The sequence below is a fragment of the Rheinheimera sp. genome, assembly GCF_036568245.1.
Lineage (GTDB): Bacteria > Pseudomonadota > Gammaproteobacteria > Enterobacterales > Alteromonadaceae > Alishewanella.
Genome location: NZ_DATCSY010000061.1, coordinates 1 through 10,664, shown reverse-complemented (window position 1 = coordinate 10,664; position 10,664 = coordinate 1). Strand labels below are relative to the sequence as shown.

Below are 10,664 nucleotides of genomic sequence, written 5' to 3'. Positions count from 1 at the left end.
GCTATCGGTATTGTGGTTGATGACGCCATCGTGGTGGTGGAGAACGTTGAACGTAATATCAGTGAAGGCTTATCGCCGATAGCAGCAACGCAAAAAGCGATGAAAGAAGTAACAGGCCCGATTGTCGCTACTACGCTGGTGCTGGCTGCGGTGTTTATTCCTACCGCCTTTATGTCGGGCTTAACCGGGCAGTTTTATAAGCAGTTTGCTTTAACCATTACGATTTCAACCTTGATCTCGGCCATTAACTCGTTAACGCTAAGCCCGGCGCTGTCGGCGCTGTTGTTAAAAGGCCATGGCGAGAAAAAAGATGCCCTGACACGCGGTATGGATAAGCTGTTTGGCGGCTGGTTATTTGGCCCCTTTAACCGCTTCTTTGCCCGTTTATCAGAAGGCTATGGCTATCTGGTGAAAAAAGTCATTCGCTACGGCGCCATTGTCGGTGTGATGTATGTCGCGCTGGTGGGGTTAACCGGGCTGCAGTTTGCCACTACGCCAACCGGTTATGTACCGGGGCAGGATAAGCAGTACTTAGTAGCATTTGCCCAGTTACCGGATGCGTCATCACTGGAGCGCACTGATGCGGTAATCAAAGAAATGTCGGCCATTGCGCTGGCGCACCCTGGCGTGGCGAACTCTATTGCCTTCCCGGGCCTGAGCATTAACGGTTTTACCAACAGCCCGAACAGCGGCATTGTGTTTGTCGGCTTAGACGGTTTTGACCAGCGTGGCTCGGCCGAGTTATCCGGTAATGCCATTGCTGCGGCGCTGAACCAGAAGTTTGCCGGTATTGAAGATGCCTTTATCGCTATCTTCCCGCCGCCACCGGTACAGGGCCTGGGCACCATTGGTGGTTTCAGGCTGCAAATTCAGGACCGCGGTAACCACGGTTATGAAGAGCTGTACAAAGTGACGATGGAAGTGATGATGAAAGCCTGGCAAACGCCTGAGCTGGCTGGCATTTTCTCCAGCTATCAGGTGAACGTACCGCAGCTGGATCTGGACTTTGACCGCACCAAAGCCAAGCAACAGGGCGTGGCGATGGATGAAGTATTTCAAACACTGCAGGCGTATATGGGCTCGGTGTATGTCAATGACTTCAACCAGTTTGGCCGTACTTATCAGGTTAATATGCAGGCCGATGAGCAGTTCCGCCAGACGCCAGAGCAAATTGGCCAGTTAAAAGTACGTAATGCCGCCGGCGAGATGATCCCACTGGGTTCGTTTATTAACGTAACCAATACCGCAGGGCCGGACCGGGTAATGCACTACAACGGCTTTACCACCGCTGAGATTAACGGTGGCCCGGCACCAGGTTACAGCACGGGTGAAGCTCAGGCCGCGATTGAGAAAATTCTGGCTGAAACCCTGCCAAACGGCATGACTTATGAGTGGACAGAACTGACCTATCAGCAAATTCTGGCTGGTAACGCTGGCATGTTTATCTACCCGCTGGTGATCCTGCTGGTGTTTATGGTGCTGGCCGCACAGTACGAAAGCTTAAGCTTACCGCTGGCGATCATTCTGATCATCCCGATGACGCTGTTATCTGCGCTGAGTGGCGTGCTGATTTACGGTGGTGACAATAACATTTTCACCCAGATTGGTCTGATAGTGCTGGTGGGCCTGGCAACGAAGAACGCCATTCTGATTGTCGAGTTTGCCAAAGAACTGCAAGACCATGGCATGACCGCGATGGAAGCGATACTGGAAGCCGGCCGCTTACGGTTACGGCCAATCCTGATGACGTCTATCGCCTTTATCATGGGGGTGGTGCCAATGGTGTTCTCCAGCGGTGCCGGTGCCGAAATGCGTCAGGCGATGGGCGTGGCCGTGTTCGCCGGCATGATTGGCGTAACGGTATTTGGTTTAATTTTAACACCGCTGTTTTACTACATGCTGGCTAAGCGAGGCGATGCCAAAGTGCAGCAACAAATTAGCGCACCGGCAGCAGATAAAGCAGCAATAAACAGCGCGGAGGGCTCTCATGCGTAAGCCAATGAAAATATCGGCCATCGCCATACTGGTAGCGTCATTAAGCGCCTGTGCCGTTGGCCCTGATTATCAGACACCGGTGAAGGTAGCCGATATCAGTATCGAGGCGCCCTATCAGCAGGCCGAACTGGCGCAAAGCTGGTGGCAGGCGTTTGATGATGTAGCGTTAAACAAGCTGATTGAACGCGCATTGCAGGAAAACCGCACCCTGGCACAGGCCCGTGCCAACGTTGACCGGGCTTATGCGGTGTTTCGCGATGCTAACAACGACTTTCTGCCCAAAGGCACGCTGGACGCTGGCTACCAGGCCAGCGAGAACGGCACAGTGTCACCGGCAGATGATGGCGTGATCACCCGCGGTTACAGTACCGGCGCCACACTAAGCTGGGACCTGGATCTGTTTGGTAAAATCCGCCGCGCGACAGAGGCAGCCCAAGCTCAGGCTGAGCAGGCTGATATTCTGTGGCACGACGCCCAGGTACAGCTAATCAGCCAGGTTGCCACCAATTATGGTGAATACCGTGGTGCCCAGCTTCGGCTGGTGGTAGCAGAGCAAAACCTGCAAAACCTGCAGCAAAGCCGTGCCATCGTACTGGCAAGGCTGGATGCAGGCATGGCCTCTGAGCTGGAGCTGGCGCAAATTGATGCCCAGTTACACCAGGTACATGCCGCAGTGCCGGCGTACCGGGTGGCGCTGTTAACCGCCGATGCGACGTTATCAGCACTGCTGGCGCAAAAGCCCGGCCAGTTAAAGCTGGGGGCAGTACCGCATTTGCCCGAGCTGAAACAACCGGTGGCGATAGCCGAAGGTGAAAACTACCTGCGTTACCGCGCCGATGTCGCAGCCAGCGAACGCCTGCTGGCAGCCCGCACCGCTGAAATTGGTGTGGCTACAGCCGATTTGTATCCAAACCTGTCGGTACGTGGTTTCCTGGGCTTTATGTCCGGCCCGGGCTTAACGCTTGGCAGCGATACGCAAAGCTGGTCAGTGGCGCCGGCACTTAGCTGGCAGGCTGCCGATTTAGGCTCTGTTAAAGCCCGTATCCGCCAGGCCGAAGCCAGCAGCCAAATGGCACTGGCCAATTTCGAGCAGCAGGTGTTTAACGCGCTGAACGAAATGCAGCTATCGCTTAGCAGCTATAACCTCAGCCGCGAGCAGCAACTGAGTACAGAATTGCAATGGCAGGCCAGTAACAAAGCGGTGCAAATTGCCCGCGAGCGTTACAACGCAGGCAGCGGTGAGTTTTTAGACTTACTCGACGCCGAGCGCGAGCTACTGCGCGCCCGTGATCAACTGGCGCAGCTGCAACAGCAAAGCTTTACCCGGCTAGTCAGCATCTACCGCAGTTTTGGTGGTGGGATACAGTTGATTTAGGGTTGGTTTGAATGAACAAAGCCGGGCATGCCCGGCTTTGTTCTTTTCGCTCTAAACTATTTCATCCAGCGGTATGCCAATATCGGCTTCAATACGTTTGTACTGTGCTTTAACTTCAGCATAAAGCTGGCTCACTTCAACCAGATACTCTTCGTAATCAGCACGATCACGTAAAGTCTCACTGGTAAGCAGTTGCTCGTTATGCCTTACCGCATCACGCAGTGCTTGTACTAGCAAAGGTGCTGCGGCATTTGAAATTTCAATCATTTCGCGATCCTTTCAATTTGAGCTGCGAAAGACCTTAGCAGATTTCTGAATGTTGCTATAGGCATATCGTAAGCTGGAGCAATAGTGTAGTGCGTGGCCATAAAGGTTTCGTTGTAAGAGTCTTTAACAATTGCCAGTCCATGTGGCAAAGGGGTTCCCGCAGGTATCACGTAATGCACCCAATCTTTACCTTTTGGCACACCCGGTTTGTCAAAAGTGGAGATGCCGCGCGGCCAGTGTTTAACTTTGACCCAGCCGTTTTCAATAGTGATATCCGGTTTACGCACTCTGCCGTTCGACATTTTAAAGGGGGATTCGATCAGGTCAAATAGGGCGGTATTTTTCTTAATGTTAAGACCACGCCACAGATTCACTGGCACCGCACCATCGAAATAGCGTTCCAGTTCACCCATTGAGATAAAAACATCTTTTAAAACAGATTGTTGTTCCATGGCCCTGACTCCTTGTTCTCGATGTGATTTAAAGGTTAAATTAAAGTAATTAATTTATGTTTTTTAATCGGCGAAAGCAAGAATTGGTGTGATAATCCAAGTTAAAGGTGATAGGAAAGACTAATGGGGCAGCGTGAAATATGAGGTATCAACCTATGAAGCAAACCGTAAAATGCAAACTCTTAGAGTTAATCCGTAATTGAGCAAGTACTTATTTTGTTGTTGCCATGGGATCAGAGGTTATTAATGTCTCCGATAGTTGCGCAGAGAGTTTTTCTGCTATTTAACCTGATTGCTGTGTTGGCAGTGGCTTATGTTGTCAATGACATTATAGCTGTAACTTCTGGGCTGGCTGAGCAGTGGTCAGTCATCCCAGTAGATACCGGTATCAGCTATTTGCTGCTGATGTCGGTATTCTGGCTATTGAGTTTGATACAGTTTGTCGGGCGTAGAAACAAACAGCATTTTGTTATCAGGTGGAGCAACCAACTGGTTATTGGCTGGTTTATAGCAACTCTGTTATTGGCTTATGTGATCCCCTTGATATTACAACAACAATTACGGCAAGCAGGTTATATTGCTTGCGATGATCCGCAGGTGGTATCGAGAGTATCCAGAGGGGCAAGCCTGATTTTTGTGCATAGCCAAGCAACTACGACAGAACAGGTATGCGAGCTTATTGCATCTGGGCGATCAGTACGTGGAGGCGGAGCCGCTTTCCTGTAAATTTAACGGTCTTTTATTTATTCCTGTCAAATTGCTCGCGAACGTTATAACGTAGGAAGCGCTGAGTTTTTAGACTTACTCGACGCCGAGCGCGAACTGCTACGCGCCCGCGACCAGCTGGCGCAACTGTAACAGCAAAGCTTTACCCGACTAGTCAGCATCTACCGCAGTTTTGGTGGAGGGATACAGTTGATTTAGGGTTCGTTAGAAGTAAAAAACCACCTCCTTAGGAGGTGGTTTTGCGTTGCAACCCCCGCAGCCAAAAGTGATTACCCCATAGCTTTTTCTTACGAAGATACGGAATTTGTTGAATAGTCTAATTGCTGTTCTTCCTTTTAACACTCCTATCAACTCTGACACGCAAACATTTGTCGGGGCTCTAATGTAAGTAGCCAGCTGAAGAGTTGGAATGCGCAGTCTTCTGGATGTCTGACGCTCTGCTCTTCGTGCAACCGTAGCTAAAAGCATGTGATTTATTTAAGATGGAACAGGCCAGAAATGGCCGGTTACAAAAACAATCGCTAATTCGACTTAATTGAGCTGGATACTACATTGAAATTCTCACAACGGATTGGGATCACTCCTCCAAAAAAATTGCTTCAGAAAGACTCCATTGATCAGGAGTTAACTAATTCTCTATGGAACGCGTTGACCTCTTTCATCTGGACAACTTTCAAGAGAACAGACAGTGGTATTTACGGTGAGCGCACCGATTTTGTATTAGGTAGCAACCTGCAAGATCTAATCCTCGCAATATGGATACTATTTTTCAAAAAGCCAACCGACGAAATGCCACGATACTATTCTGACGTAAATGGTGTACTTTCGGAAATTAGGGAGTTCTTCTTCAAAGCTCATTGGTATGAAGTGTATGATTTTATAGAGTTTGTTTCGGGGTATCTCGCTGGCCGACAAAAAGAATTATTCATTAAAGCAAGTAACTCTTTCTTAGAAAGAGAGAATGCAGCTTACCGCTTTGTTGATGGTGTCATTACGGAGATTAGTTCGAAAGACGAAATACAAGAAATTGAAGATGCTATCAGCAATTCAACACCTTACTACGGTGTGAAAAAGCATTTAACGACTGCATTGGACTTGCTTTCAGACCGAGTAAACCCAGATTATAGAAATTCAATAAAAGAGTCTATTTCAGCAGTAGAAAGCTTATGTAGAAAAATAAGTGGACATGATAAATCTACATTAGGTGATGCTTTAAAGGTACTTGAGAAACGGGGAGCAATTCATCCTGCATTGAAAACAGCATACAATGCAATCTATGGCTATACAAACGATGCAGATGGAATACGCCACGCTCTTCTAGAAGAAAGTAATTTATCCAGTGCTGATGCTAGATTTATGCTTATATCCTGCTCGGCATTTATCAACTATATAATTGCTGTGAACGCTGATTAAAAGTCGCGATAGAGGCAGTCACAGAGTCGGTCTACAGTCATTGTTTAGAGCGGGTTAACATGAGCTGTTTAATATAGTGATGGCTGAAAATAACCCGCTCTTGAAAATGTGATAATGGGGCCGGAGCATTTTTCGAGAAAATAAACTCTGGCTCTGTTTTATGCTGTCAGACACCATCATAACTGACAGCCGGAACGCTACCCAGGCTGCCAATTACTGATAAACGCTAAGTTAACTGCGTTATCAGGCATCTTTGTTAAAGTTAACCGGTTCTTTATCCAGTTGACGAATAACGACAGTACCAGCCAACTTGTCGTGAAACCCTTGCTTGCGCTTGTCTATACCTATCCAGATATAGCCCAACAATAGCGGAATGGCCGCAACAATATAGGCGAAGTATCTGCCAACAGCCTGACCTAAAGACAGCTTGTTGCCGGTGTTTGCATCGACTATTTTCAGCCGCAATGCCATTTTCCCAGGAGTGCCGAAAAACCGCAGCCAGAACCAAATCGTGGCAGCAAAAGGCAGAATATAGCTAAAAAACAAGTCCCAGAAGCCATGATACATCTGATCTGCAGTCCAGTATGTCTCGCCATAAATTAGCGTTAGCGGAAGCCCGAACACAATTAACATTACAACCATATCAATCAGGACTGCGCCAACACGGATCCAAAAACCTGCGTATTCTTGATTTTCCATTAATCTGATACTCCATTACTGATTTTACAGGGACTTAACGGCACAAATTTAGTGCGCGACGGCGCTCATTGCTTGAGGTTTAGGTCGCAAAAGGCCGTCTTTGTAAATTTGATGTGTATGACATTACATCGGTTTTATCATACGTACAATGGGTTATGGGGACAGAGTGGTTTTATCGTCGCACAAGACACCAAAAAATCCGTTTAAACAGATTTTTTGGTATGTTTTGCTGCTGAATCAATAGGGTCAGTGTCATTGATTTTTGCTCTCTGAATCACGAGCATTTATCAGCTAAGCTGGGCATAATCGCTGCAATTTTGAAGTATCAATTTTCTGCCTGGCATGCCACAGATCATAAGTATCCTGCATACCCATCCAGACACGCTCTGAACTACCGATAACCGCTGCCAGACGAATCGCCATTTCTGGTGAAATGTCAGATTTACCGCTTATCAGCCGTTGTACGGTAGAGGGCGCGACATCTAAAGCCAAAGCCAATTTACGGGCGCTGACATCCAGTGCTTCCATGGTTTCTTTAATCAGCTCGCCCGGATGTGGTGGGTTATGCATAGTGGCCATTAGTGATAATCCTCGTAATTTACGATGTACACATCGCCGTTGTTCAGCTCAAACGTAATACGCCAATTGCCTGTTACCGTTATTGACCATTGGCCTTTACGATCTCCGGTTAGCGGGTGCAGAAAAAAGCCTGGCAGATCGATATCGTTAATCTCCTTGGCTAAGTCCAGCACGACAAGCCGGTTGCTCAACTTTTTGGCCTGCTTTGGGTCAATACCGGCAGTAGAGCCAGTTTCAAAGTATTTCTTTAACCCTTTGTGCTTAAAGCTTTTAATCATAAAGTCTCTAGCTTTATCGGGTGTTGCGTTATACGCAGCATAGCAGGATGGTGCGCATGCCGCAACACGGCTGCCGGCCGGCGCTGAAGTCGACCGGTAAATTGCTAATATGCGCCCAGTAGTGGGTGGCGACCAGGGCGTTGATGCTAATCACACCAGTTACTGTGCCATTGGCCTGACGACATTAACCAGTTCTACCACAAACCGGCCCGGCTCTTCCCACAGTAACATATGAGCAGAGTGTTCAAACCAAATGCCGTGTTTCTGTGGTGCCTTTACCTGCTGCAACCAGGCCGCCGTTGGTGCAGAGGGCGTGGTGTAGTCATGCCGGCCCATCAGCATTACTACAGGTATTGGGAACTGTTTTACACCGCTGTAATCGACGGCCAGAAATTCTTCCAGTAACAGTTCCAGGCTGAACATACTGCCTTTATTGATGGAACAAACCTGCTCGGCGTTATATTCCGGCGATAGCCTGGCGGCGCGGTAAAAGTAGCCAGACTCTGTGCGGTAGGCGCTAAGACCGCCATAGTATTGTGCCCACTTGCGCGCCCCCACTATCCGATCACGGGTGAGTGGTTGGTCACCGGGGTAAGGTGCCAGTTCGGCCAGCTCAGCAATTGCTTCGGTGTTGTTGTGCTGTTTGGCCTGTTGCTGCGCGTAATCGAAACTTAAGCGCTCGTTTTCGCGGGTATTAATCACCTGGCCGACACCGACATAAGCATAAAATAACTGCGGCCGTTTCAGCGCTGCCTGCATGCCGACTATAGTGCCCCAGCTATGCCCCATCAGAATGACTTTTTCTTTGCCGTAGCGCTGCGTTACCTGCTGAGCAATGGCAATGGTATCTGCGACAAAGTCGTCGATAGTCATATGTTGTTTCAGCGTATCTAAATCATTTAGCAAGTAGGTTTTGCCGGCGCCGCGCTGATCCCAGTTTACAACGGTGAAATAGTCTTCCAGCGGCCGCTGGAACTGCCACATGCCGGGTGTCAGCGGGCTTGCCGGGCCGCCATGCACAAACAGCAGGATCGGATTATTTCGGTCTTTACCTCTGACATTTACCGCTTGCACGGTACCGTTGACTTCAAGCGTAAAAGCGTCCTGCACGCCATTGGGCGTAGTAATTTTGCCAAGATCTGCAATGACTTCGCGCGCTTTATCGTACGCTGAGGTATCCGGGCAGGTAGTGGCATTTACGCTGGCGCAAGACAGTGTCAAACAGATTAATATCAGGTATTTCATTTGAACCCCCCGCTGATTAGTTAGCCTGAAGCTTATTGATAAAGGTTTGATGCAGGGCATCGTTTTTATCTAAAAACTTCTTATCCAGTAAGTGGCCTAAACCTTTGTAATATAAATGCGCGCACTGGTTTTCGTGCTTGGCGTTTATCTTTTCGCAAACCTCTTTGGCCATTTGCGGTGCTGGCCATATTTCATCGTTTTCGCCTGACAGTAACACCACTTTGCCTTTGATATTGGTCACGGCGATATCGGCTTTACCGCCATCTACCCGGTTGGCGAGTGACTGGCTGTATAAATCGCGTAAACCCTCTACCGGGCCGGATGGGTTAAATGGCACATGGGTTAGCTGCTGGCCTTGCTCGGTCCAGCTTGAAGCCGGCACTTTGGTCCAGTCTTTTAAAATGCCGGCCCACACGACTGAGCTTGGCGCTATCGCGACGACTTTAGAAACCTGCTCGTCCTTTGACGCTAACAGTAGCGCCAGCTCCGCCCCCTTAGACCAGCCGACAATCATTAGCTGATCTTGCTTAACATTCGGCTGGCTTTGCAGCCAGGTTTTGGCCTTAGCAAAGTACTCCAGCGGAATGTTCTCCAGCTCGGCTGGTAAGCCATCGGCATTAAAGTACGCCAGTGCCAGTGTCGGGTAGCCCGCATCGATAACAGGTTGTGCCAACTGCTTTGGTAAGCCACCTTCAGCGCCACCGAGTACCAGCACTGCCACCTGCGGCTCAGTTGATGTGGCAGGGTGATAATGGCCGACAAAACCGTGTTGTTCGGCGTTTAATGGTGTCGTGCTGGCGTTTACGCCGGCGCTGATTAGCAGGGCGCTTACTAAGGTGGCTTTAAGAATATTTTTTAGCATGCTTTTTCTTACCTCGGTAAAGGGTTGATAACTGCTTAGCGTTATCAGGCAGTTTTATTACGGATTAGTCCATATTAATCAGGCAATTATTGCGCCAACAAGCCAACCCCCGAAAACACGGGGGCTGTGGCGCTGTTGAAAAAAATACCCGTTTTGGCTTTGACCAAAAAGTGGCGAAAGTGCCGGTTTTTTGGTTTGTCCCGCTGCTTGCAACAACACCATGTCTGATAAGTGGTCTGAGATATGCAGTGTTCTGCTTTCAGAGTGAAGAACTGACCAACGGAGCACTTATGTTTACTCAGCTTAACCCGCCTTTGCCGCTATTTATTCCTGCTAAAAATGAGTCTGCCCTGGCGCATGGGGTGATAGATTATGGTCCGGAGCAGCATCTAATGTGGGTATGTTTCTTAAATTCCACCGGTGAATGCTGGACGCTGGCGAATCCGGATGTTCGGATGGAATGGAACCATACGCTGGGGCGCAAACCCGAGCGGCCGCGGGATAATCTGGTGAATGTCAGTGCAAAAGCCTGAGTTGTTGGTATAGAAATTTTACATTTTTGCAGAAGTTTTTTCGCAGCTCTGGGTGTAGCAGATCAAGCCCGTTCGCCTTATTGTGCTGTACGCGGTTGGCTAGCCGGTTAGTGTAACGTTATTTGCTGCAGCGGAGTAGTTGCATTCAGCTGCAGCGGCACGCTGGGCACAGCATCGGCAGTAAGCAGGGTTTTATGCCACACCCTGAGTATATATCTGCCTGTTGGTATATTGTCTAAG

Annotated in this window: 13 protein-coding genes and 1 pseudogene; 6 read left to right on the top strand and 8 right to left on the bottom strand. The window is 48.9% G+C overall.

The genetic code is table 11. From position 1 onward, the window contains the following. Together VIN66_RS02765 and VIN66_RS02760 are read left to right on the top strand one after the other, a co-directional pair. Positions 1 to 1,995: efflux RND transporter permease subunit (locus VIN66_RS02765; protein WP_331922566.1), on the top strand; the 1,995-nt coding region annotated here is incomplete at its 5' end. Then, positions 1,988 to 3,370, top strand: a complete 1,383-nt coding sequence (locus VIN66_RS02760; RefSeq protein WP_331922565.1) for a TolC family protein — start codon at positions 1,988 to 1,990, stop codon at positions 3,368 to 3,370. The genes VIN66_RS02765 and VIN66_RS02760, both read left to right, overlap by 8 nt. 51 nt (positions 3,371 to 3,421) lie before the next feature. Here the strand turns inward: VIN66_RS02760 and VIN66_RS02755 are convergent, their stop codons facing one another. Then, the gene (locus tag VIN66_RS02755) at positions 3,422 to 3,637 is read right to left on the bottom strand and encodes a hypothetical protein (RefSeq protein WP_331922564.1); all 216 of its coding nucleotides are present in this window, start codon (positions 3,635 to 3,637) and stop codon (positions 3,422 to 3,424) included. After that, positions 3,634 to 4,089 carry a hypothetical protein gene (locus VIN66_RS02750; protein ID WP_331922563.1) on the bottom strand — a complete coding sequence of 152 codons (456 nt, stop codon included), beginning with the start codon at positions 4,087 to 4,089 and terminating at the stop codon, positions 3,634 to 3,636. Before VIN66_RS02750 ends, VIN66_RS02755 begins: the two co-directional genes overlap by 4 nt. A 246-nt stretch (positions 4,090 to 4,335) precedes the next feature. Here VIN66_RS02750 and VIN66_RS02745 point away from each other — a divergent pair, with 246 nt between their 5' ends. Together VIN66_RS02745 and VIN66_RS18815 are read left to right on the top strand one after the other, a co-directional pair. After that, positions 4,336 to 4,815 carry a hypothetical protein gene (locus VIN66_RS02745; protein ID WP_331922562.1) on the top strand — a complete coding sequence of 160 codons (480 nt, stop codon included), beginning with the start codon at positions 4,336 to 4,338 and terminating at the stop codon, positions 4,813 to 4,815. 15 nt (positions 4,816 to 4,830) lie between these two features. After that, positions 4,831 to 4,947, top strand: coding sequence for a TolC family protein (locus VIN66_RS18815; protein ID WP_414709854.1), 117 nt, complete (start codon positions 4,831 to 4,833; stop codon positions 4,945 to 4,947). A gap of 118 nt (positions 4,948 to 5,065) precedes the next feature. On the opposite strand, the pseudogene VIN66_RS02740 reads toward VIN66_RS18815, so the two are convergent. After that, a pseudogene (locus VIN66_RS02740) lies at positions 5,066 to 5,175 on the bottom strand (transposase); the annotation flags it as partial. A gap of 192 nt (positions 5,176 to 5,367) precedes the next feature. On the opposite strand from VIN66_RS02740, the gene VIN66_RS02735 reads away from it, so the two are divergent. Then, complete coding sequence (locus VIN66_RS02735; protein WP_331922561.1) at positions 5,368 to 6,228, top strand: AbiJ-NTD4 domain-containing protein; 861 nt, start codon at positions 5,368 to 5,370, stop codon at positions 6,226 to 6,228. Between the two features lie 243 nt (positions 6,229 to 6,471). Here the strand turns inward: VIN66_RS02735 and VIN66_RS02730 are convergent, their stop codons facing one another. From VIN66_RS02730 to VIN66_RS02710, 5 genes are all read right to left on the bottom strand, one after another. Continuing rightward, entirely contained in the window at positions 6,472 to 6,927 is a 456-nt protein-coding gene (locus VIN66_RS02730; protein ID WP_331922560.1) for an RDD family protein, read from the bottom strand. A 291-nt stretch (positions 6,928 to 7,218) separates the two neighbouring features. Beyond that, positions 7,219 to 7,506, bottom strand: coding sequence for a HigA family addiction module antitoxin (locus VIN66_RS02725; protein ID WP_331922559.1), 288 nt, complete (start codon positions 7,504 to 7,506; stop codon positions 7,219 to 7,221). After that, the gene (locus VIN66_RS02720; RefSeq protein WP_331922558.1) at positions 7,506 to 7,784 is read right to left on the bottom strand and encodes a type II toxin-antitoxin system RelE/ParE family toxin; all 279 of its coding nucleotides are present in this window, start codon (positions 7,782 to 7,784) and stop codon (positions 7,506 to 7,508) included. Before VIN66_RS02720 ends, VIN66_RS02725 begins: the two co-directional genes overlap by 1 nt. Before the next feature lie 159 nt (positions 7,785 to 7,943). Next, a complete protein-coding gene (locus tag VIN66_RS02715; RefSeq protein WP_331922557.1) occupies positions 7,944 to 9,029 on the bottom strand; it encodes an alpha/beta hydrolase in 1,086 nt (361 codons plus the stop codon). Between the two features lie 16 nt (positions 9,030 to 9,045). Beyond that, entirely contained in the window at positions 9,046 to 9,891 is an 846-nt protein-coding gene (locus tag VIN66_RS02710; protein WP_331922556.1) for an acyl-CoA thioester hydrolase/BAAT C-terminal domain-containing protein, read from the bottom strand. 290 nt (positions 9,892 to 10,181) lie between these two features. Between VIN66_RS02710 and VIN66_RS02705 the strand changes: the two genes are divergently transcribed. Continuing rightward, positions 10,182 to 10,424 carry a hypothetical protein gene (locus tag VIN66_RS02705; protein ID WP_331922555.1) on the top strand — a complete coding sequence of 81 codons (243 nt, stop codon included), beginning with the start codon at positions 10,182 to 10,184 and terminating at the stop codon, positions 10,422 to 10,424. The last annotated feature ends 240 nt before the right edge of the window (positions 10,425 to 10,664 follow it).

Excerpts from the sequence above, each read along its gene's own strand:
- VIN66_RS02760 (WP_331922565.1), top strand. The coding sequence starts at position 1,988 with ATGCGTAAGCCAATGAAAATATCGGCCATCGCCATACTGGTAGCGTCA.
- VIN66_RS02755 (WP_331922564.1), bottom strand. The coding sequence starts at position 3,637 with ATGATTGAAATTTCAAATGCCGCAGCACCTTTGCTAGTACAAGCACTG.
- VIN66_RS02750 (WP_331922563.1), bottom strand. The coding sequence starts at position 4,089 with ATGGAACAACAATCTGTTTTAAAAGATGTTTTTATCTCAATGGGTGAA.
- VIN66_RS02745 (WP_331922562.1), top strand. The coding sequence starts at position 4,336 with ATGTCTCCGATAGTTGCGCAGAGAGTTTTTCTGCTATTTAACCTGATT.
- VIN66_RS02730 (WP_331922560.1), bottom strand. The coding sequence starts at position 6,927 with ATGGAAAATCAAGAATACGCAGGTTTTTGGATCCGTGTTGGCGCAGTC.
- VIN66_RS02725 (WP_331922559.1), bottom strand. The coding sequence starts at position 7,506 with ATGGCCACTATGCATAACCCACCACATCCGGGCGAGCTGATTAAAGAA.
- VIN66_RS02720 (WP_331922558.1), bottom strand. The coding sequence starts at position 7,784 with ATGATTAAAAGCTTTAAGCACAAAGGGTTAAAGAAATACTTTGAAACT.
- VIN66_RS02715 (WP_331922557.1), bottom strand. The coding sequence starts at position 9,029 with ATGAAATACCTGATATTAATCTGTTTGACACTGTCTTGCGCCAGCGTA.
- VIN66_RS02710 (WP_331922556.1), bottom strand. The coding sequence starts at position 9,891 with ATGCTAAAAAATATTCTTAAAGCCACCTTAGTAAGCGCCCTGCTAATC.
- VIN66_RS02705 (WP_331922555.1), top strand. The coding sequence starts at position 10,182 with ATGTTTACTCAGCTTAACCCGCCTTTGCCGCTATTTATTCCTGCTAAA.